This window comes from Planotetraspora silvatica (assembly GCF_016863315.1).
GTDB lineage: Bacteria > Actinomycetota > Actinomycetes > Streptosporangiales > Streptosporangiaceae > Planotetraspora > Planotetraspora silvatica.
This window is the reverse complement of sequence record NZ_BOOQ01000054.1, coordinates 65,894-87,672: the sequence shown is the minus strand read 5'-3', so window position 1 is coordinate 87,672 and position 21,779 is coordinate 65,894. Positions and strand designations below refer to the sequence as shown.

The window sequence follows — 21,779 nt, the reverse complement described above, 5'->3', positions numbered from 1 at the left end:
TAGGGTTCCGCCGTTACCGGTGTCAACGCGCAGCAGTCCGTCGCGCACACCGCTCTCTCTGGGAGCTACTGAACATCATCCTGCGCGGCGCGGTAGGCCTTGTAGTTGATCAGCCGACCTTATTACTCACCAGGACACTGCGTTCGCAGGTGTGTGACTGCAGTCGCAGTCTCTCGCCCCGATCAACCATGAGAGGGGCCGTTACGAGCGTGTTGGATTGCGAAAATTGGACTATATAGACCAGACTCCGACGAGGTGGCCGAGAGCAACGGGCCGTCGATCAACGCCCTGGCCGGCCCTGTCGTGGTGCGACCAGGCGAACCGAGAAGGTGACCTCCATGGCTGATGGCAGATGTTCCGACGTGGTGCGATTCGGCGGCGATCTCGGACTGGCACCTGAACACCTTCAGGATTCGTTGTCCGCCCATCTGGCTGACTGCCCGGCCTGCGTGTCGTATGTCTCACAGATCGCTACGACCCGCGAGCTCCTTGGACGGCACTCTGGTCCCGGCGGCGTCCAGAACGACCTGGCCAACGACGCGATGCCCGTGGCAGGAGCGTCCCCGGCGACGGGCGCCGAGGCCTTGCGAAGTGCTCTCCTCACGCGTGCCGAACTGCTTGACCCCGCAAACGCCGAGGACCTCACCCAGCGATCGCTAGAAGTGGGCCTTGCTCTGCAACGCAGAGATTCCCGCCCACGAGGGATCGTCGAGCTGACCAAAATCATGCACACACTCAGTGATGCCCAAATGCGGCTGGACGGCCGTACAACGCCCGCCGTCGACGTCACCGCGGCTGCCCGAGCCCGAGCGGACTCGCTCCAAGACCTCAACAGCGATGCCGATGAGCCCGAACTCTTCTACCCAGATCTCTACCCAGACGAAGACAGGATCGACGGGTGGGTCGATAGCCCGAACCAGTGGCGCGGCGGCGCACAGATCCTGGGCCCGGAGGAAGTCGACGAGACCGGAGAGATATATGACCTGCTCGACAAGGCACTCGGCGAACTGCCCGAGCCACTCGGAGAGCTTCTCGCGCTCGTCGATCTACAGGGCTACGCTCTGGCCGGCGCAGCGCAGGCACTCGGACTCGACGAGCTCTCGGCAACAGCCGCCTTGGCACGCGCCCGGAACCACGTCCGTGGCCGTCTCGACGAGTACCTGCACGGTGCCGAGTCGACGGCGCAGGGTGCGCCCCGGTGAGCCAAGAGAGCCCATCTGGCGGCGACGCCGGGGGCGGCGCCCTCCCGTCAAGAGCGCAGCCACACGCACCGGGCCTTGCTCTCCAGATGCAGATCGTCTGAGCGAGCAGAGCACCATCCGACCCGAGGAGGAACATGTCGGGAACAGCATCCGACCTTGAGCGTATTCGCTCCGAGATCACCGCGGACCCCGACAATGCCTGGGCTGCAGCGGCGAACTACCAGCCGATATACGTTGCCGACGCCGCGGCACGCATAGCGATTGTGGGACAGGCGCCTGGACGCAAGGCACAGGAGTCGGGCATCCCGTGGAACGACGCAAGTGGAGCCCGTCTCATCGACTGGCTCGGAGTCGACGAGACAACGTTCCGCGACGCATCACGCTTCGCTCTCCTGCCGATGGATTTCTACTACCCCGGCAAGGGGTCACACGGTGACCTTCCTCCCCGCCGGGGCTTCGCAGCCCGATGGCATCCGCGGATCCTCCAGGCGATGCCCCACATTCAGCTGACATTGCTCATCGGCAGCTATGCGCAACGGCACTACCTAGGCACTCGCGAGTCGCTCACGGCGACAGTTCGACGGTTCCCGGACTATCTCCCGGCAGTCCTGCCGTTGGTGCATCCGTCCCCGCTCAACTTTCGATGGCTGGCGAAGAACCCCTGGTATGAGGCAGAGGTCCTCCCCCAGCTACGTCAGTGCGTGCGAGCGGCCCTGGCGTAACGGGCGACCCATGACGGCGAGTCCAACGGGGCCGTCTCAGACCTGTGCGGTCGAGGAGCGCCGAGTGCTCGGCGGTCTTCAGTTAGCCCTGTGCGTGACCGCGCTCGATGGCCTGGCGCAGCAGGCAGGTCGAGGTGCCGTAGGCGAGGCACTGGGTGATCGCCGTGGCCGGGGTGACGGTTGGGATCTCCTGCACCATCCGATCTGGGCTGGTTCGAGGTCTTCGTGGTGGATGACATAGTCGTCGCCGCCAGTACGTCGGAACCGTCGCTGCCTGCCGACGGTGACCTGGATGCGGTTGGGGTTGACGTCGCTGATGCCGTAGGCGTCCATTGCGGTCTCGTGAGACAGGGTCGCCTCGGGCACCCGACTCCAGAGCACCGCGAGCATGAGGTGGAGGATCACCCGCTGGTCGACTGACTGTCCGACAGGCTGGACGTGGGCCGTCATAACGCGGCCGTCGAGAAGAGCGGGTCGATCTCATCGCGCCGCGAAGACATCGGGATTCCCTTGACCCGGACGACCTGTCGCTGATCGTTTCTAGCGGTCCGCCCTCGCGTGAGCCTTGACCCAGCCCAGCGCCATGTCGAGGGCGAGCGCGAAGGGCTGTTCGTCCTGCCTGGTCTCGGCGAGCAGATATCCGCCCTGCAGCGCTGCGACCACCTCGAGGGCGAGGCCCTCTGCGGCGACCTCGGAGCCCTGTTCACCGCTCTCCTGCAGCAAGTTCGGCGGCCATTTCGCGTTGAACCTTGGAGGTTCCTTTGTTAGTTGCCCGAATCCCAGGCCTAATGGCCGTGTTCGCCAGGGTGGCGTGATCGCGGTCGTCATCATCGTGATCTACGTCCTCGTCCAGGCCGGTGCCGACTTCCAGCTAACCCTGGGGGCCGCGAAGAGCACCGCAGGCGATCCGCTCACTGGACCAGTCACCCGGCATCGCGTAACGCAGCCTGCCCAGCGCCCGTTCCGACGGGCTGTCAGGATCGGCTTGGAACACGACAAGTCTCTGGCCGGGAGCGCACTCGAGGCTTAACCCCTGGTAGCGCAGGGTCAGGTCTCCCACCGTGGGATGGTGGACACGTATGGAATCATCACCATCCGTATGGACGTCGCAATGGGCCCACATTCGTCGAAAGTCCTCACTTACACCCGATAGTTCGTCCACCAGATCGAGCAATTCTGGGCAATTCACTCCTGACGCGGCGCGCAGATGGGCCACCCTGAGTCTGGCTTGTGCTTCCCAGTCGACCCATAACTCACGCACTGCAGGGTCGAGGAAGGCAAGGCGCATGATGTTGTCGGTGTGCTCCAAACCCTCGTGGAGGGCGGCGTACAACGAGTTCTGAGCGAGAACATCCATGAGGTGATTCATCACCAACGCCGGCTTATCGCCCCAGCTGTTCAGGAGCCGCAACACGTTCGGATGAACCCGCTCTGTCGGCTCAGGACATCCACGCCCACCTGTTCCCATGTGCGCGAGATGGTGAAGATGCTCAGTAGCCTCGGGATCCAATTGAAAGACCTTGGCCAGCGCGTCAAGCACCTGACTCGACGGCCGAAGCTCCCGGCCCTGTTCGAGCCTGACGTAGTAGTCGACGCTCACGGCCGCCATGATCGCAACCTCATGTCGGCGCAACCCTGGTGTTCGGCGCCGGTCGTCGACCTGCATCAACCCCACCTGGTCAGGAGTCGTGAGTTGGCGCCGAGCGCGAAGAAACTCACCTAAGTGACTGCCCATACCCCGAAGGGTAAGAAATAGGGCGTCAAAGCAATGCAAACTGCGTGAGCGATATCAGGCCGGCTCCCGCGACTTTCGGGCTTCCCGCAGGCCCCCATCGCGTCTTGGATTCCTATCCTGCTCGCATGGCACAGCGGATTCCTGCGCTTTATCGGCTCGGGCACGCCCGGGCCGTGTCCGTGATCAGACCTGAATCCTGCGACGTCAGCCCCTTCCTGAACCATCGCGACCGGCCCTACGTCTCTGGGGCATGAGACTGAGAACCACCCTGCTGGTGGCCCTGTTGTCACTGGCCACGGCCTGTGGCCGCGGCGAGGCGACCGCGACGACGGCTGAACCGGAGCAGAACGCCGCGGCCACGCCGGTCGCGGTCCTCCGGGCCGAAGGCGGGTTCGTCACCGCCAGCATGAACGTGCTACGCGCCCCGCGGGTCGTCGTGTACAGCGACGGCTTGGTGATCGCCGACGCGGCGTACCAGATGACCATCACCGAGACCGAGGTCACGCAGACCGTCGACGCGATGAAGAAGTTTCTGACCGGCCAGCCGCCCACCGCTTCGCCGAAGCCGGGCGCGCCGATGGTAACCGACATCCCGGCGACCGTGCTAAGCGTGGCCGGTGACGACGGCAAGATGATCGAGGTCCGCGCCGAGGCACTCGAACAGGTCGCCGACTTCTACCCCCAGGAACTCGTAGCCGCCAAGAAGCTGCTCGACGATCTGGCGGTCAAGGCGACCAAGGAGAACGAGAAGTACACCGCAGACCGAGTCCGCCTGGCCGTCGAGTCGGTGCCGACCGCCGAGGGCAAGACGACGCCCTGGCCGGCGGGCGTGCCGGAGCCCTCGGGGCAGGTCGACCCCGTATGGCAGAAGGACCTATCGGGCGCGGAGGTCTCGGCGCTGGTCAAGGCCGCGCCGCCGATCCCGGACGGCGGGCTCCCGATCTTCAAGACGCAGTCGGGCGTGTTCGTACTGTCGTGGCGGTACCTGCTGCCGAGTGAATAGGTTCGGAGGCATATCGCGATCTCCGCTGATCACCCACGTGTTCTGGGGCGAATGAACGTCGATGGCCTATGCGAGGGTGCATGGTCTTGTTACGTGGAGCGAACGTGGCCGCCGCCGTTCGGCGGTGGTCGGCGTGATGGAAAGAGCGCCAGCTGTCGCTGACAGCCGTACGGGCCACATCGCGGGCAGCAGCAGGATGTCGTCGACTGGGCAAGGCACGAGCTTGCCCGGGCCGCTCGGCGAGTTTGGCCTCGACGACGATCGGCTCGCTGCAGCGCGGGCACGGTCGCCACGGCAGGGTCGGGAACTCCTCCTCGAGCCATCAGAACCACGCGCGCTACGGCTGGACGGCCCGCTCGATCGTCTGGGTGACCGACCCGCCGGCCCTGTCGGACGCCGTGACATGGTCTGTTCCAGCCTGACGTGGGCCACCGCGGGCGGATCTTCCGCCCTGGCCGACTGGCCGAAAACGCCGAACGGATCACTGCAGTCGCAACCGGAGGCATGGGCGAAACCACGGAGTACGTCGCATCGCGCATGCTCATGGTTCTCGAACTGGGCCGGTGACAGCTAAGCGATATAGCGACTTGGATACGTCCTACATCGACGGCCAGGATCGGCTCGCCTTGGTGATCGAGGCGCCTGGCGTGATCGCGCGCGCTTAGATCTCCGTTCTCGCCTGCTCGATCTGCCGCACGATGGCATGGGCGCCGTGCGAGTGTGCGATGGAGTGCGCCTCGTCGAGTGTCGCGAGCGCGTCCGCCCGCCGGTCCTGAGCGGCGGCGATGTAGGCCAGCCCGACCATGTTGGCGGCCACACCCGGCAGGGCCCCGACCTCCCGACCTCCCGCCTGATCGAGCAGTCGCCGAAGTGGCCATATTGGACGATACCGTCCACTCAAGCTACGGTTGTCCGAGTTTGTCAAGTCTGGATGTCAAGCACTCGGAGCTGCTGAAATGCGCGGCAAGGGGGCCTTACGTTCGGGGAGCAGATGCTGAATTGGTATCGACTATCACTACGGGTTCGTAGGACAGCGGTGACCGGCGCCCTCGCGGCACTGGTGTGTGTCGGGGTCAGCGTGCTCTTCCTCCTGTTCGCGGGCACCAAGGCGGCCGACAGCGCCCTGGAGCGGAGCATCGGGACCTGGAACCGTATGGTGCCCCTCATCACGCAGGGCCCCCTCCCGCCTGTATTGCGGAGTGGCAGGGTCGAAGCGATCCAGGTCCTGAACGCACAAGGCCGGGTGGTGGCGGCGACCCCACAACTCGTGGGCAAGCCGCCGATGGCCACCTTCCGGTCGACCAGCAGCATCGTGCGTACCACACGGGTGCTGTGCCCTCCGGCCGGGTTGAAGGGCTGCATGAGGGTCTTCGCGTGGAAGGTCTACCAGCCGGACGGGGTCTGGCTGCTCTATGCGGCGGTCCCGGTCGTCCCCTGGTACGGGGACAGCACAGCGGTGTTCCTGGCCATCAGCGTGTCCCTGCTGGTGACCACGATGATGACCGCCTGGATATTCCGTGATCTGACTAAGGTCATGGCTCCGGTGAACGCCATCCGGGCGGAACTGGCGGAGATCACCGCCACCGGCCTCGATCGTCGGGTCCCCGTACCCAGGAAGTACAAAGAGTTCAAGTCACTGGCTGAAACGGTGAACGACACCCTGGACCGCCTTGAGGGCGCCTACCAGCAGCTACGGCGCTTCACCTCGGACGCCTCCCACGACCTGCGCAGCCCGATCACCGCCATCAGGGCTCAGCTCGAGGAGGCGCTCATGTTCCCGCAGGACACCCGGTGGCCGAAGATGACCGCGGGGGTGCTCGCCGGGGTGGACCGGCTCCAGGCGATCGTGACCGACCTCCTGACCCTCGCCCGACTGGACGCGCGCGCGCCCCTCAACCGCCATCCGACCGATCTGGGCCAGCTGGTCGACGATGAGCTCGACCGCCGGACCTACCGGACGGCGATCGTCAAGGATCTACGGCAGAACGTCTTCATCGACTGTGACCGGCTGCGGATCACCCGGGTGCTGGTCAACCTGCTCGACAACGCCGAACGTCACGCCACCTCAGAGATCACCGTCAGCGTGAGAGCCGACGGACAAACGGCGACCCTGGAGGTCCTCGACGACGGTGCCGGAATCGCCGCCGAACACCGGGAGATAATCTTCGACCGCTTCACCCGGCTGGACGCCTCACGCGACCGGGACGCGGGAGGGACGGGGTTGGGGCTGGCGATCGCACGGGAGATCGCCGAAGCACACGAGGGCACCTTGACCATCCAGGACAGCGAAGGAGGAGCACGCTTCGTCCTGCGCCTCCCCACATGCGATCACTCTCCAGCCGCTGACCCACATGGCTCTTCTGAGACACGATCCCCGAGCGCAGGCGAAGGCGGCGGGGAGCCTCGGCCGGGACCACCTGCACGTCGGAGCTGGACGATTCCGCACTTGCGCGGGGGCGCCTGAGTCGGCGGAGGGGTGGCTCGCCACCTTCCGCACTGGCACGCCTATGACACCGGGTGAAACTGCCGGCGGTTTTACAGCGGGTGACCTTTCCTGGTTCTTCCTTGCCCCTGACCTCTGGCGCAGCCCTTCCGCGGGGCTTCCGACGTCAAGATCATTACACGCATATTCGCGACGAGGTAATCAAGCTCATCTGGCTTATGCGGTCCGCCGACTCCCATCGTCGGCGCACCGCCTAGCACTCGAGTGAAACTTCGCGATCTTCGCCGTTCAGGTGGCATGGGAGCGGCCACCACGTGATCATTCGGAGTTTGTGAAGGCATCTGAAGATCGCGTGATGGCCGTGGCCGACAGGGTAGACCCTGACCGCTGGATCGGCACCCTCAACGACCTGCTGAGGCGGATCGCACCGCCATCAGGCCACCGGCCGGCGATGCCACTATCAGCGCAGATCCCAACCATGATCTCAATGTGTCGCTGGAGTACCAAAGGCACGGATCTTGGCCACACCGTCAGCGAGGTGTGCGAAGGCCATCCAGTGTGAGTACGACGCGTGGGCGCGCCACCGCAACGACCGACGGCCCTGGACGTGGGGACGTGAGGCCCTAGGTTTTCGGACCATGCACCCGGGAACTGACTGTCGTATGTCGCACAAGAGGCTCGACGCGTGAAGTCGACCACAACTCCCGCCGGTCGGCTCGCTGCTGTTTAAGCAGACCAACCTGGCCTACAGAGGATGCGCCATGACGACCATCGAGCTGTACCCCGACGACGTTCACAACCAGCGGACGATCCGCCAGGGCCACCCATCTGACTGGGTCAACCGCGAAGGTGGTGACTACGACCTGGTGGTGCTCGGCGGCGGACCGGGCGGCCTCGTCGCCGCCATGACTGCTGCCGCAGGCGGGCACCGCGTCGCTATGACGGAGCAGCGACTGACCGGCGGCACCTGTGTCAACTTCGGCTGCACGCCGAGCAAGGCTCTGATTCGCTGCGCACGCGCGGTGCACGATGCGAGCCGCGGGGTCGAGTTCGGCTTTCGACTCGACGCCCCACCACAAACTGATTTCGGCTCGGTCATGGATCGGGTCCGCAGGATGCGTTCCCTGAGCAGCTCAGGCGATGCGGTCGAGGTGGTCGAGCAAGCGGGGGCGGAGGTCTACCTCGGGCACACGCGCTTCACCGCACCGAATACCGTGGAGGTCGAGGGCCGGCTGCTGCGATTTCGCAAGGCTGTGATCGCCACCGGATCGGACCCCGTGATGCCCCCCATCGAGGGACTGCGGACCGGCGAGTACCTGACCAACGAGACCGTCTTCTCACTCACAGAGCTGCCAGCCAGGCTGGTCGTCATCGGCAGCGGTCCGCTGGGATGCGAGCTGGCCCAGGCCTTCCGCCGTCTCGGCAGCGAGGTGGACCTGGTCAGCCACTCCAGGACCCTGCTGCCCAATGATGAGCCGGAGGTCGGTGAGCTGATCGGTCGCCGGTTCGAGCAGGAGGGGCTAAGGCTCCATCTGGGGTTCACAGCAGTACGGGCGGGCGCCGGCCGTTTGCTGGTGCAGGGCCCCGACGGGACGCGCGAGCTGCCTTATGATGCGCTGCTGATCGCCACGGGCCGCAAGGCGAACGTGGAGCACCTGGACCTGGGCGCGGCAGGGGTGCACGTCGCCAGGGATGGCGTGGAGGTAGATGAATACCTGTGCACCAGCAACCCTGACGTCTATGCCGTTGGCGATGCCACCTTCCCACAGAAGTTCACGCACGCGGCCATGGCGACAGCGCGGCTCTGTATCGCGAACGCGCTGGATGGAGCGCATCGCCCGGCACGAGAGCTCGTCATTCCTCACTGCACCTACACCGATCCCGAGGTGGCCGAGGTGGGCCTGACTCCGCGCCGAGCCCGCGACGAAGGTGTCGCGATCGACGCTTACCGGCTCGAGCTAGCGAAGGTGGAGCGGGCGTTCATCGACGGCGAAGAGGAGGGGTTCGGGGCGATCTACACGCGCAGCGGCAGCGGCGAGATCGCAGGAGCGACGCTTGTGGCGGCGCACGCCGGTGAGATGATCAGCGAGCTCACGCTGGCGATCACGAACCAGGTGCCGCTGGAGGCGCTGGCCAACACGGTGCACTGCTACCCGACACAGGCCGAGGTCTTCCAGCGGATCGCACTGCAGTACGCCGGACCCCAGAGCGTCGCTGTGGCCCACTAGGAGCTGTTCCGTAGATCTTGGTGGTGGTGAGGTAAAAGGTCATGGTTTCCTGCTCTCCGGAACCGGCCTCAGCGACCTTGACCGTGGACCATGGCCCTGCGCAGACGCTGGCCTACGCGGCAACCGCGTCTGAACAAGGACTGATCGAGCTCAAACGTCGAAAGCGCCGGCAGGAGGAGGTGATCGGGCCCACGTACAGGAGGTCCGGTCAGGTCCACTTCATCGGCGCGACGTTCTCCGGCGGCGTCGACTTCGGCGACGCGATGTTCTGCTTCTCGCACCTCGTTCGGGCGGGATCAAGATCCCGTCAACGCGACGCATGGTGGGTCATCTCCGAGGAGGGCCGGGGGTGCAGGGGGCGGAGCCCCTTGCGGGTTCTTGCTCCTCCGGGACTTCGACGCGTTAGACCGTGTCGCCGTCTACGTCCCGATCGTCGCGATCTTCGCTCGACTGGTGAGTCTCGCCCTGGAGGGCGTGAGCGCGTGCGCGGCGCCGGCCGGGACCGGCCGAAGAGCCACAGCCCGACCGGCGCGCGTGCGGCCCGCCGTAGGCGGGCCGCTTTAATCGCGCTGGTCTCGAATGTGATCATCACCCTCGCCACGCTGCGCCATCAACGAAACCGAGCATTGCAAGATCGGATATGGGAGCGGCGGACGGACGTCTACGGCTGATAATGGTGTTCAACTCTAGTCAAGTCCGTACGGCCGCTACAGAGCACTACGACGCTTACCTGACGTGGGGAGAGGCCTACAGCATGTGGGCCAAGGCCCCTCAAGACGATCAGCTAGCTCAACGTGCAACCGACCTGGCAGAGACCACCCACCTCCTCGGCGAGAAGCTCAGCGAAACCATACGGCGCGTGATCCTGACAGGACGCCCCGTCTGGCTGCGGCTCGCCCGCTGAAATCAGCATGTGAGGACGTTGCCGTCAAGAGAGATCAAAAAGTGCTCGTGGTCCGGCCAGGTACCCCGATCAATCCAGACGGTGCGGAGCTCGACTGCCCGTCCGTCGGCTATAGATCACCGACCGTAACCACCGAATTCACGCCAGGGCCGTTCACCGGATAGACCCATTCGGGGCCAGAGGCTGGTCCGGGCGCCCCGGCCCCGAAACGTGGGAGCAGCGTGTAGGCGCCCCCGGCGGCTGCGTCATGCAGGTCAGAGGGGACCGTGTCAGGAGCGGACGGCCGCTCGGGCGGCGTCGAGGATGACGTCGGTCACCACGCCGGGCCGGGTGATGAGGGATAGGTGGCCGGCGTTGACCTTGGTGATGTGAGCACCTGCACGGGTGGCCATGGCCGACTGCTCGGCTGGGGGGATGACGTGGTCGGCGGTTCCGACGACGGCCCAGGAGGGGATGGTCTGCCATGCGGGTGTACCGGAAGGTTCGGATCCGGCGCTGACGGCGAAGGGGCGCTGGCCGGCCGCCAGGAGACGGGCTTGGGCGCTGGGGACACCGTTGGCGAAGCAGTCCGCGAATCCCTGGTAGGCGCCGTTGGGTGCGATCTTGAGGTAGGCATCGTAGTCGCCCTGGGGAGAGCCGGGGTACTGCACCAGGCTCAGGAACGTCGATGGGTCGGCGGTGACGCATGAACCGGGCTTGGCGGCGTTGATCTGGAATACGGTCTCGCCCTTGGCGGGGATGTAGGCGTCGTCGTAGACCAAGGCCTTGACATTGGGATTGCCCGCGGCGGCGTTGGTGATGACCATGCCGCCGTAGGAGTGACCCACCAGGACGACCGGGCCCTGAATGGTGGCCAGATAGTTCTTCAGGGTCTGCGCGTCGTAGTCGACTCCGCGCAGCGGGTTGGGCGGGGCGGCGACGGTGTAGCCGTCATGCTGGAGGCGGCTGATCACCGGGTTCCAGCTCGACGCGTCCGCCCACGCGCCGTGTACGAGCACGATCGTCGGCTTGGGACCGTGGTCTTTCGCGGTGGTTGCCTGCGCGACCACCTGGGTGGCCGACACCGCCACCCCGGCGAAGGCCAGGGCGCATGCGGCGGCCAGCACACGAGACTTACGCAGTCGTGTTCCTCGGAATCGCATGATGAAGGTCCTTTCGGCGGCCCTGTAATGGGCCATGTGAGTAAGGTCACCGAGCGCCGATGCGACTTCGGCGCGGGTATGGGATCGAGTACGGCCAGGCCGGTAGAAGGGAACGGCCTGTCCCGGGAGGGCACTGAGAGGCAGCGCCCTCCACGTCATGGCCCCACCGCAGGCGGGGCCGGTTGCTAAAGGCGTCGACGGAGACGCTGCGCTGTAGGGGGCTCAACTGTGGGCCACCAGGTAATGCGCAGGATGCCGGTCACCGTCTCCCCTGGACGAGCCGTCATCTCCCACGTCAAGCGGTGCGCACGTCCCTGGTCAGTGCCACCGTGACGGACCAGGTCGCAACCGGGTGGCGTGGGCCGGCCGACAGCACGGGAATTGCTCCTGTACTGGCCGTCTGTGTCATCTTGTTCGTTGTCGGGGATAGCACCGCGCGCGCCCTGCTCGAAGAAGTCGGAGGGGTGTCGCGCGGTGGATGTTCCACGGAATGCGGGAGAGCGTGTCGGGGTCAGCTATTGGTGGCCAGCGCCGCTTTCAGCGACCCCACCGCGAGCAGCACGGCGTGCTTGGCCGCCTCGGTGTCGTGGAGGGAGTTCACCATCACGAAGTCGTGGACGATGCCACCGAAGCGCGCGTTGGTCGCCTTCACGCCGGCCTGGCGCAGTTTGGCGGCGAAGGCCTCGCCCTCATCACGCAGCACGTCGGCCTCAGCCGTGATGATCAGCGTGTCCGGCAGACCGGAGAGCTCGTCCAGGCTGGCGCGCAGCGGCGAGGCGGTGATCCTCGCCCGCTCGCTCTCGTCCGTCGTGTACTGGTTCCAGAACCACTTCATGCCGTCCCGAGTGAGGAAGTAGCCCTCCGCGAACTCGTGGTAGGAGTCGGTGTCGAAGCCGGCATTCGTGACGGGGTAGAAGAGCACCTGCTTGACGAACGTGACATCCCCGCGCTGCTTGGCGAGTAGCGAGAGGGCGATCGCCATGTTGCCGCCGACGGAGTCACCGCAGACCGCCACACGGGTCGGGTCGAGGTTCTTCTCCTCTCCCCGTGTGATGATCCACTGGGCGGCCGTGTAGCTCTGCTCGATCGCGACGGGGTAGCCGACCTCGGGAGAGTGATCGTATTCGGGAAAGACGACGGCGGCACCGGTGCCGACAACGAGGTCGCGCACAAGGCGGTCGTGGGTGTGCGCGTCGCCGAACACCCAGCCGGCGCCGTGCACGTAAAGGATCACCGGAAGAGTGCCGGCAGCGCCCTTCGGCTTGACGATCCGGATTTTGACCGTGCCGGTCGGTCCGCCCTGGACGTCGATCCACTCTTCGTCGATCTCGGGCTTGAAGATCGGGGTGTCCTGGACGCCGTCGACCGCCTTGCGGCCATCCTCCGGAGCCAGTTGGTAGAGGAAGGGCGGGGTGGAAGTGGCGTCGACGAACTCCTGGGCGGCCGGCTCCAGGGCGATGTTCTTCGGGTTGCCAGACATGCGATTCTCCTAGCAGGTGCTTTTCCGAGCGAGCCGGGCGAACCGGTCGTCGAGGGTGTTCGGATGATGGGTGTGGTCAGAGCTTGGGCGCCGAACGTCCACTGCCGCTTCTCGATGGCGGTGGTGATCCCGATGAGCGGGCTCTGGACGTGATCGGATCACTGAGACCGGTGTCGGCCGCCGCGTTGACCACCAACTGCGCGGCCGTCCCGAGAGAGCTCGTGCGGGTTGACCGGTCATTTCTTCCGGTCAGGCAAGTTCGACGCTGGCATCGGTGATGACGGCCGCGACTTCGGCCGGGTGGGTCTGCATGACCAGGTGCGGGGCGTCGATCTCGACGATCCGGCGCAGCCCGGCACGCTGGTAGCCGAACCGCTCGACGTCCGGGTTGATGGTGCGGTCGGCGGACGAGACGATCCCCCAGGCCGGCTTAGTCTTCCAAGCCGCCGCCGAGGCCGGCTCGCCGAACGCGACGGCCGACAGCGGCCGCTGGGACACGGCCAGGACCTGCGCGGTCTCCAGGGGGACGCCGGCGGCGAACACTGCCGGGAATGCGTCAATCTTCACCGACACGTCGGTGCCGGGCTCGGAGCCGCCGGTTGGGTAGGGGGTGTAGACGAGGTTGGCGGCGAGGTCGGAGTCCGGGAAACCGCCCTGCAGCTGTCCGAGGCTTTCCCCCTCCTCGAGGGCGTACCCGGAGACGTAAACCAGACCCACCACGTTGTCGGCCATGCCGGCCACGGTGATCACGGCGCCGCCGTATGAGTGGCCGGCCAGCAGGACAGGGCCGCTGATCTGCTCGACGAACGAGCGGAGGTAGGCGGCATCGCCGGACAGGCTCCGGTTGAACACCGGCGGGACCAGCACGGCGTATCCCCGGTCGAGCAGCAGACGGGTGACGGGTGCCCAACTGGCGGCGTCGGCGAAGGCACCGTGCACCAGGACGATAGTCGGCGTTTCAGTCATGACGGACCATTCCTCTCAGGCGAGATCGCTGACTTCAACGCTACGAATCCGGGGCCGGCCCGCCATCGGTCACAGTGACCTAGCTTGCCGCCGCGCCATACCTAGCCAGGCACCAGGGGATCTACGCACAGCAGGCCAGGATGGGGTGGCTATCGGCAGGGGCACCAGGACAGGGCCATAAGCAGGGGTGCCAGGATGGCCCAGTGAGAGAGGTTGAAGGCGGGCTTGTCGGCCGCGCACCCGAGATCGAGTCCATCCGCGCGCTCCTCGCCGACGTCACCGATCACGGCGCCACGATCGTTGTCTGCGGTGAGGCCGGGGTGGGGAAGACAGCCCTGGCCGACGCGGCGGTGGACTACGCGCGCTGGCGAGGAATCGACGTACTCCGGGCTTACGGGGTGGAAGCGGAAAAGGACGTCCCCTGGGCGACCCTCCACCAGCTGGTCCATGCTCTTCGCGACCGGGTCGCCGACCTTCCGGCGCCTCAGCGCAACGCCCTACAGGTCGCGTTCGGCGAGAGCGAAGGTCCACAGCCCAGCCTGTTCCTGACCGGCCTGGCCACGCTGACTCTGCTGTCCGAGCGCGCCACCGCCGCCGGACTGTTGGTCGTGATCGAGGATCTGCACTGGGCGGACCACGCGACCCGGGCGGCCATCGGCTTCCTTGTCCGCCGAATCAGCTCCGAACCGATCGTGATGCTGATCACCTCGCGGTCGGACGAAGCGGCCGACCAGCTCGACGCCACCCTCGAGCAACACCGACTGACACTCGACCCCCTGTCCGACACTGCGTCACGGCAGTTACTGGACGGACAGGACCCGCCACTGTCACCCGCCGCCCGCGACCTGGTGCTGCGCGAGGCACTCGGCAATCCGCTGGCGCTGATCGAGCTGAGCGTGGCGGTGCGCCGCGGCGACTGGCCTCTGCCGGGCCCCTTGCCGCTGACCAAGCGGCTGGAGAACGCGTTCGCCCATCGGCTCACGCCGCTGACCGCCGCCGAACGTGCCGTGATCCTGACCGCGGCGGTCGGCGCCAACGGCCGGCAGCCGGATCTGGTCGCCGCCGCATCACGCCTGCACGGCGACGAGGTCGGCAGCACCGCGGTCGACGGGCTCGTCCGGGCCGGTCTGTTGAAGCAGACGGCCGGCGAATTCCGGTTCCGGCACCCGCTCGTGCGGTCAGCCGTCATCCAGACCGCGACGCCCGACGAGCGGACCCGAGCCCACCTCGCCGTGGCCGAGCTGCTGCCGCCCGGCACCGACCGCAGGCTCTGGCACCTCGCCGTAGCCGCGGAACGACCCGATGACGAGCTGGCCCAAGCGCTGGAACACAGCGCCACCCGCGCGCACAGCGCCGGTGACATGACGACCGCGATGGAGGCATTTCGCAGGGCGGCGGAGCTCAGCCCAGAACTGGAGGACCGGGCCTACCGCAACTACCTCGGCGCCGAAGCCGCGCTGGCCGCTGGGCAAGTCACCGAGGGCAAGCAGCTCGCCGACCAGGTAAGCCGACAAACGACCGACCGGGCACTCCTGGCCCGTGTCGCGTGGCTGCTGGAGCTGTTCCCGGGCGGAGCCATGCAGCGAGGCGATTTGCACACCGCCATCACGATCGCCGACGAACTCCACACATCCGGGAACTCAGACCAGGCCATCAACATTCTCACCACGATGAGCCTCCATCTTTGGGGGTCCATGCCCGAAGGCCCGATCTGGTCCACCATGATCGAGCGAGCCGAGGCGTACGGGGCCGACCCGGCCGACCCCCGGCTGCTGTGCCTAAAGGCATTCGGCACGCCCGAGGAGAATTCGCAACACGTCCGCAAGATTGTGAACGGGATCGACCCGTCACTGATCGACGATAGTGAGCACCTGCGGCTACTCGGTCTGGCTCTCACCAATGTGGGCGAGCTCGAACGGGTCGAGTCGTTCCTGCAGCCGGCCATGAACGGCCTACGCCGGGACGGGCGACTGTCCATCCTGGCGCTCACCATGCAGAGTTCCGCGTTCGATCTTTATCGTCACGGACGATTCCGGCAGATGCTCGACCTCTCCGACGAGTCGCAGCGCCTCGCCGAGGAGGCCAACGAGCCCTTCGTGGCCATGGCGGCCCACTTCTGCATGCTCACGGCCCAGGCCGTCCTGGGCGAGGACATCGACCTCAGTTCCATACGCGACGCCTTCCCAGCGGCCGCGATAGCGCTCGATCACAACCCGTTCCTCGTGATCGAAGCGCTGACTCAAGGCATTGCCGATGCCTCCCACGGCCGTCACCAGGCCGCCTTCGAGCAGCTGAAACGCGCGACGGACCCGACGAGCCCGATCTATCACTGGGGATGGAGCCTCAAGGAAGCCTTCCCCTGGTTCATCGACGCGGCCGTACGATCCGGACACCGAGACGACGCGCTCGGGGCGCTGCAGCGGCTTGAGGCACTTCCCGGCCTCACCGCGACGCCGTTGCACCGCGGGTACCTGGTGCTCGCCCGAGCCTTGCTGGCCGATGGCGACGATGCAGACGACGCGTACGCGTCGGCGACAGCGCCCACTCACAATCCCCTCCCGTTCTGGCGCGCTCGCGCCCAGCTCGCGAACGGCGAACGTCTGCGCCGGCAGCGGCGAATCAAGGAGGCCCGCCACGAACTCCGGCAGGCCCGTGACGAGTTCGACCGAATGCACTCCCGGCCGTGGGCCGACCTCGCCCGCGCCGAACTGAGCGCGACCGGGGAAAGCAGCCCACGCCGCAAGCCGGACCCCGGGGCGACCCTCACACCACAGGAAGAACGGATCGCGACGCTCGTGGTCGAGGGCCTGACCAACCGCGAGATCGCCCAACGGCTCTTCCTCTCGCCACGCACAGTCGGCGCCCACTTGTACGCGACATACCGGAAGCTGCAAGTCAGCTCGCGCGCCGAACTCGGCCCGGCGCTCGGGTTACCGTCATGAGGGGCAAGTAGCTCTGCGTAATCGCAGGTCTGGGTGGTCCAACAAGTGGATAGTCCAGATATTGAGGATTGGGAAATGTAACTGAACGTTGCATCTCAGGTCCGCCGCTGAGGCTCCGCCGCATTGCATGGGCGTACGCCCGGAGCGCGGCCGCTCCAGGTCTCCTGGTAGCGAGCGCTTCTGCTGCGCACGGCCGAGAGGACTCGAACCCCTGACCTTCTGATCCGTAGTCACCGCTCATCGCCCTGCGCCGAGCGACACCCTGGCGCTGTCGGCCAGCGCGCCTGTCTTTGTTTTCGGCCCACGGCGAGACATAGGGACCGTGAACCGCGCCGGGATTGCTGGAGTCTCCACGAAACACGGCGCGGTTCACCAAAGCCAGCCGGACGACGTCAACAACGCGTAGCAATCTAGGGAGCAGCCGTCAGGATCGAATCAAGGACTCGGCGCTCTACCAACGACCAAAGCATATTTGGACCGTGACGGTAACTTCCTCGTGGCGAGCCAACAATGCCCGGCAACGGCACGGTCGCGGAATGGAACAGTTTCATCATCCACGTTCCGCCTGCATCGGCCACGGATCGTCTGTCCGGCCCACAGCAGAGCGGCGGCGGCTGATGGAGCGCCTCAGCGGGTCAGTCCTGGAGGTCGGCGCTGGCGACGGGGTCAAGTTCACGTGCTATCCGGACACAGTCCGCCAAATAGCCGTTGCGGAAACCGATCCCTTTCTCCTCAAGACGGTCCAGTTGGCCTGTCAGGGTGGGCGGATCCCGGTATATCCATTCGCCGGCGACCTCACTCACCTCCCTGCGCCAGAGGTCGCGTTTGATGCTGTCGTCTGTTCTCTGGTCCTGTGCACCGCACCTGACCTCGGCCGATCCCTTGCGGAGCTCAAGCGGATGCTCAGGCCAGACGGCGAGCTGCGCTTCTACGAGCACGTGCGGTCGACCAACCCTCTCACCGCAGCGGCCGAAAGCCTCGTAACACCCCTTTGGTCACAGATATACGGCGGCTGTCACCCGGACCGCGACACGGTGGCCGCCATCGAAACCGCCGGCTTCATGATCGACCACGTGTCCCGGTTCTCTTCCCACGGGGCAAGCCACGTGCTCGGCGTCGCGCGGAACACCACCTGATACCCAGACGGTCCCGACCGCCACTCCCGGTCTATGTGCCGGGACACGAGCAGACCCCACAGCGGACCGTCCGCACGTCCTGATCCTCTGCGAGATGTTGCGGGCTTGGCGTACCGCCTCCTCGTGCACAGAGCCGTCGACGACCGTCTCGAGCCTGTTGCGTACAAGATTGGCCTCCCAGGATCGACTGGTAATGAGACCTCCAGAGCAGCCGCCTACGCATGCCGGGGCATGCCCGATCAGCGGTTATGGTCGGCTCTGCGCCACCAGATTGCGGTCGCGAGTATGCCCGCCGTGCTGGTGGCCAGCACGAGGAGGAAGCCGGGCGCGCCGGGCGGATCCTGGTCCGGTCCGGCGATTCCGGCGTACAACCCGGGGACTGACCAGGGGAAGTATGCGCCGAATCCGAGAGCGGCGATGACCTGGGCGCAGAACACCACGACGAACATCGCGCCCACGGCGGCCAGGTAGCCGCGTCCGACACTGGCGGCCAGCGATAACGGGGCGGTGAGTAGGGCGGTCAGCGCTGCGGTGACCAGGATCCGGCCGATCCCGCTCAGTGCGGTAGGCGCCGACCAGCCGGGCAGGCCGAGGAGCGCACCGACGAGCAATCCGAGCATGACGACCTGGACGGCCAGCACCAGCGCCCAACCTGCCGCGATGATGAACTTCGCTCCGACGATCGCCGTACGGGAGGTGGGCAGAGCAAGAAGGTCCTTGGCGGTGTGGTCGCTGAACTCACGGCCGAACAGCCAGATGGCGGTCATCCCGAAGACGAGGAAGCCACCCACGCCGACGGCCTGGGCGAGCAGGCCGAGGAAGCCGGGCCAGTCCGCGCTGGCGCCGCTGAGCTGGGCCTTGCCGCCAAGCAGGCCGAGCGCCCTGGCGCGCGGTGGGTCTTGGAGGATGAACATGAACAGCCCGCAGACCACGGCGACGATGGTGAAGGCCAGGGCTGTGAGCCACGGCAGTCGGCTGCGCCGTACCTTGAGCAACTCGGCCCACAGCGCCTCACGCATTGCCGGCTCCGACCATGCGCAGGAAATAGCTCTCCAGGTCCTCTTCCTCGACGATCAGCTTGATGGGCGGAACGTCTGCGTGGACGAGCAGGGTGGCCACCTCGTCCGGCCGGGCGATGGCGCGCTCCTCGGTGAGGATGAGTCCCGGGCCGGGGTTGTATCCGCCGGCTTCGAGGACCTCACGGGCCTTGGCGTCATCGCCGGTGGCCACGGTCAGGCGGCGCCGCACACGCTCGTCCAGCCCGCCGGCGTCGAGTTCCTGGATGAGGCGGCCCTGATGAATGATGCCGACTCGAGTGGCCAGACGGGCGACCTCGGCCAGCAGGTGGCTGGACAGGAACACCGTGGTTCCGTGCTCGCTGGCCAGCCCGCCCAGCAGGGTGCGGATCTCCACGACGCCTGCCGGGTCCAGGCCGTTGACGGGCTCGTCCAGGACGAGCAGGTCGGGCCGGTGAATGAGGGCTTTGGCCAGGGCCAGGCGCTGCAGGTTGCCCATCGACAGGGCGCGGGCGCGGCGGTCGGCGTACGGGGTGAGAGCGAGGCGGTCGATGACCTCGTCGGCGGAGCCAGGCAGACGACGCAGCCGCCTGACCACCTCCAGGTTCTCCCGCACGGTCAGTTCGGGATAGGCGGCAGGCGCCTCCACCAGGTAGCCGGTCGTGGCCCAGGCCGAGCGCTCGCCGAGGGAGACCGCAGCGCCCAGGACGCTAACCGAACCGCCGGTGGGAGCGATCATGCCGAGCAGCATGCGGATGAGCGTCGTCTTACCCGCGCCGTTGAGACCCAGCAGGGCGTAGATCTCTCCCGGCTCGACCTGGAATGACACGTCGTTGACTGCGAGGACGTCGCCATAGCGCTTGGTCAGGCCGGTGGCGTCGATCGTGGGCACTCGTCCACTTTCTCCCAGATCCGCGATCATTGATAGGTTGGCCACAGGTGCGCCGGGAAGTCTGGTCGGCAATCGATTTGTCGATCTTGAAAGGCCGCTCATGCGCGCGCGCGACCTGCTCATCGCCTTCCCTTCGGTCACCGTGGACGCTCCGGTGATCGAGGCCGCCCGGCTGCTCGCCGGCCATGACCTGCCAGGGCTGATCGTCGTCGACGATGACGGGCTGCCCATCAGCATCCTGCCGGGCACTCAGGTGCTGCGGCTGGCCGTACCCGGCTACTGCCAAGACGATCCGGCGCTGGCACGTGTGGTGGATGAGAAACACGCCGACGCCTTCCTCACCTCGCTGGCCGGGCGGACCGTAGGCGAAGCCCTGCCCTCCGATCGGCGCGAGCTGCCGGTCACGGATCCCGACGCCACCGTTCTGGAGATCGCCGCTTTGATGGCGCGTACCCGGAGCCCGCTGGTGGCGGTGGTGAGCGAGGAGGGATTGCTGGGCGCGGTCACCTTGCAGGCGCTCATGGATCGGGTGCTGACCTCATGACGACGCTCGCATGGCTATCGGTGGCGGTCTTCCTCGGCGCGTACGCGCTGATCGCCACTGAGAAGATCCACCGGGTCGCCGCCGCGCTGGGCGGGGCCGGGATCATGTTGCTGATCCATGCCAGCGACGCCGGTGCGGCGTTCTTCTCCAAGGAGACAGGCGTCGACTGGAACGTCATCTTCCTGCTGCTCGGCATGATGGTGATCGTCGGCGTGCTCAAGCAGACCGGCGTCTTCGAATACCTGGCGATCTGGGCGGCCAAACGGGCACGCGGCAAGCCGTTTCGGCTGATGGTGTTGCTGGTCGTCATCACCGCGGTCGCCTCGGCCTTGCTGGACAACGTCACCACCGTGCTGCTCATCGCGCCGGTGACGTTCCTGGTGTGCGAACGCCTGGCCCTGCCGGTCGTGCCGTTCCTGATCGCTGAGGCGATGGCCTCCAACATCGGTGGCGCCGCAACCCTGGTCGGCGACCCGCCCAACATCATCATCGCCAGTCGCGGCGGCCTCAGCTTCAACGACTTCCTCATCCACATGGCACCGATGATCGTCATCTTGATCGTGGTGTTCATCGGCCTGTGCCGGATCATGTTCCGCCGGTCGTTCGTCTACGATCCCGAACGCGCTGCCGAGATCATGCGGCTCGACGAACGCGAGGCGATCGCCGACCGGCGGCTGCTGTGGCAAAGTCTGGCCGTGCTCGCCCTGGTGATGGCCGCCTTCGTGCTGCACCCGGTGCTGCACTACGAGCCGTCGATCGTGGCCATCCTTGGCGCCGGGATCCTGGTGGCCGCCACCAAGGTCACCACCGAGCAGGCGATCGCCGAGGTGGAATGGCCGACGCTGGTGTTCTTCATGGGCCTGTTCGTCATGGTCGGCGCCCTGGTGGAGACCGGAGTCATCGGCCAGGTCTCGCGGCTGGCGGTGGAGGCGACTCAGGGACAGCTCGGGCTGACCACAATGGTGCTGCTGTGGGCCTCGGCCGCCCTGTCGGCGATCGTGGACAACATCCCCTACGTCGCCACCATGAGCCCCATCGTCGCCGATTTGGTGCAGGCCAACGGCGGGAACGGGCCCGGGAGGGTGCTGTGGTGGGCGCTCGCCTTCGGCGCCGACCTCGGCGGCAACGCCACCGCCGTTGGTGCCGCTGCCAACGTCGTCATCATCGGCATCGCGGCCCGGAACCGCACGCCGATCAGCTTCTGGGAGTTCACCAGATACGGGCTCATCGTCACCTTCGTCACGGTGGCGCTGGTGACGCCCTACCTGTGGCTTCGCTATGCCCTCTGACGTCAAGAAATCGTCAACGTACGCATGATCTCCATCAAGAACTCATATGTCCCCGGGCTTGGCCCTCTGCTGGACGGCAAGGCGCGGAGCGTCGGGAAGTCTTGTCGGCCGTGTCCATTCGCATTGACTCAGGCG

18 protein-coding genes are annotated in these 21,779 nt (G+C 66.4%); 10 read left to right on the top strand and 8 right to left on the bottom strand.

The window, feature by feature from the left end:
• Nucleotides 1–338: 338 nt before the first annotated feature.
• Nucleotides 339–1,202 (top strand): hypothetical protein, encoded by an 864-nt coding sequence (locus tag Psi02_RS35080; RefSeq protein ID WP_203980164.1) that lies wholly within the window; start codon nt 339–341, stop codon nt 1,200–1,202.
• Nucleotides 1,203–1,336: 134 nt separating this feature from the next.
• Nucleotides 1,337–1,924 carry a uracil-DNA glycosylase family protein gene (locus tag Psi02_RS35075; RefSeq protein ID WP_203980163.1) on the top strand — a complete coding sequence of 196 codons (588 nt, stop codon included), beginning with the start codon at nt 1,337–1,339 and terminating at the stop codon, nt 1,922–1,924.
• A gap of 540 nt (nt 1,925–2,464) precedes the next feature.
• On the opposite strand, the gene Psi02_RS35070 is transcribed toward Psi02_RS35075, so the two are convergent.
• Nucleotides 2,465–2,647, bottom strand: a complete 183-nt coding sequence (locus tag Psi02_RS35070; RefSeq protein WP_203980162.1) for a hypothetical protein — start codon at nt 2,645–2,647, stop codon at nt 2,465–2,467.
• A gap of 148 nt (nt 2,648–2,795) precedes the next feature.
• Nucleotides 2,796–3,659: a helix-turn-helix transcriptional regulator gene (locus Psi02_RS35065; RefSeq protein ID WP_203980161.1), complete on the bottom strand. Its 864-nt coding sequence runs from the start codon at nt 3,657–3,659 to the stop codon at nt 2,796–2,798.
• Nucleotides 3,660–3,909: 250 nt separating this feature from the next.
• On the opposite strand from Psi02_RS35065, the gene Psi02_RS35060 reads away from it, so the two are divergent.
• Nucleotides 3,910–4,662, top strand: coding sequence for a hypothetical protein (locus Psi02_RS35060; protein WP_203980160.1), 753 nt, complete (start codon nt 3,910–3,912; stop codon nt 4,660–4,662).
• Between the two features lie 661 nt (nt 4,663–5,323).
• On the opposite strand, the gene Psi02_RS35055 is transcribed toward Psi02_RS35060, so the two are convergent.
• On the bottom strand, nt 5,324–5,479 hold the full coding sequence (locus Psi02_RS35055) for a hypothetical protein (RefSeq protein WP_203980159.1): 156 nt from the start codon (nt 5,477–5,479) through the stop codon (nt 5,324–5,326).
• A gap of 219 nt (nt 5,480–5,698) precedes the next feature.
• Between Psi02_RS35055 and Psi02_RS35050 the strand changes: the two genes are divergently transcribed.
• The 3 genes from Psi02_RS35050 (at nt 5,699) to Psi02_RS35040 (ending at nt 10,237) form a co-directional block, all read left to right on the top strand.
• On the top strand, nt 5,699–7,126 hold the full coding sequence (locus Psi02_RS35050) for a sensor histidine kinase (protein WP_239095422.1): 1,428 nt from the start codon (nt 5,699–5,701) through the stop codon (nt 7,124–7,126).
• A gap of 740 nt (nt 7,127–7,866) precedes the next feature.
• The gene (locus Psi02_RS35045; RefSeq protein ID WP_203980157.1) at nt 7,867–9,333 is read left to right on the top strand and encodes an FAD-dependent oxidoreductase; all 1,467 of its coding nucleotides are present in this window, start codon (nt 7,867–7,869) and stop codon (nt 9,331–9,333) included.
• A gap of 754 nt (nt 9,334–10,087) precedes the next feature.
• On the top strand, nt 10,088–10,237 hold the full coding sequence (locus Psi02_RS35040; RefSeq protein WP_203980156.1) for a hypothetical protein: 150 nt from the start codon (nt 10,088–10,090) through the stop codon (nt 10,235–10,237).
• A gap of 269 nt (nt 10,238–10,506) precedes the next feature.
• Here Psi02_RS35040 and Psi02_RS35035 read toward each other — a convergent pair whose 3' ends face one another.
• The 3 genes from Psi02_RS35035 to Psi02_RS35025 all read right to left on the bottom strand — a co-directional run bounded on the left by Psi02_RS35035 (nt 10,507) and on the right by Psi02_RS35025 (nt 13,825).
• Nucleotides 10,507–11,379, bottom strand: coding sequence for an alpha/beta fold hydrolase (locus tag Psi02_RS35035; protein ID WP_203980155.1), 873 nt, complete (start codon nt 11,377–11,379; stop codon nt 10,507–10,509).
• 511 nt (nt 11,380–11,890) lie between these two features.
• Nucleotides 11,891–12,859, bottom strand: coding sequence for an alpha/beta hydrolase (locus Psi02_RS35030; protein WP_203980154.1), 969 nt, complete (start codon nt 12,857–12,859; stop codon nt 11,891–11,893).
• A 249-nt stretch (nt 12,860–13,108) separates the two neighbouring features.
• Nucleotides 13,109–13,825 carry an alpha/beta fold hydrolase gene (locus Psi02_RS35025; RefSeq protein WP_203980153.1) on the bottom strand — a complete coding sequence of 239 codons (717 nt, stop codon included), beginning with the start codon at nt 13,823–13,825 and terminating at the stop codon, nt 13,109–13,111.
• Nucleotides 13,826–14,028: 203 nt separating this feature from the next.
• On the opposite strand from Psi02_RS35025, the gene Psi02_RS35020 reads away from it, so the two are divergent.
• Together Psi02_RS35020 and Psi02_RS35015 are read left to right on the top strand one after the other, a co-directional pair.
• On the top strand, nt 14,029–16,767 hold the full coding sequence (locus tag Psi02_RS35020) for an ATP-binding protein (RefSeq protein WP_203980152.1): 2,739 nt from the start codon (nt 14,029–14,031) through the stop codon (nt 16,765–16,767).
• A gap of 617 nt (nt 16,768–17,384) precedes the next feature.
• Complete coding sequence (locus Psi02_RS35015; RefSeq protein WP_203980151.1) at nt 17,385–17,903, top strand: class I SAM-dependent methyltransferase; 519 nt, start codon at nt 17,385–17,387, stop codon at nt 17,901–17,903.
• 239 nt (nt 17,904–18,142) lie between these two features.
• Here the strand turns inward: Psi02_RS35015 and Psi02_RS35010 are convergent, their stop codons facing one another.
• The gene (locus tag Psi02_RS35010) at nt 18,143–18,922 is read right to left on the bottom strand and encodes an ABC transporter permease (protein WP_203980150.1); all 780 of its coding nucleotides are present in this window, start codon (nt 18,920–18,922) and stop codon (nt 18,143–18,145) included.
• Entirely contained in the window at nt 18,915–19,811 is an 897-nt protein-coding gene (locus tag Psi02_RS35005) for an ABC transporter ATP-binding protein (RefSeq protein ID WP_203980149.1), read from the bottom strand. Before Psi02_RS35005 ends, Psi02_RS35010 begins: the two co-directional genes overlap by 8 nt.
• Here Psi02_RS35005 and Psi02_RS35000 point away from each other — a divergent pair.
• Nucleotides 19,792–20,355, top strand: coding sequence for a CBS domain-containing protein (locus Psi02_RS35000; protein ID WP_239095421.1), 564 nt, complete (start codon nt 19,792–19,794; stop codon nt 20,353–20,355). The two genes, Psi02_RS35005 and Psi02_RS35000, sit on opposite strands and share 20 nt — an antisense overlap.
• Entirely contained in the window at nt 20,352–21,644 is a 1,293-nt protein-coding gene (locus tag Psi02_RS34995) for an ArsB/NhaD family transporter (RefSeq protein WP_203980148.1), read from the top strand. Before Psi02_RS35000 ends, Psi02_RS34995 begins: the two co-directional genes overlap by 4 nt.
• Nucleotides 21,645–21,779: the final 135 nt, after the last annotated feature.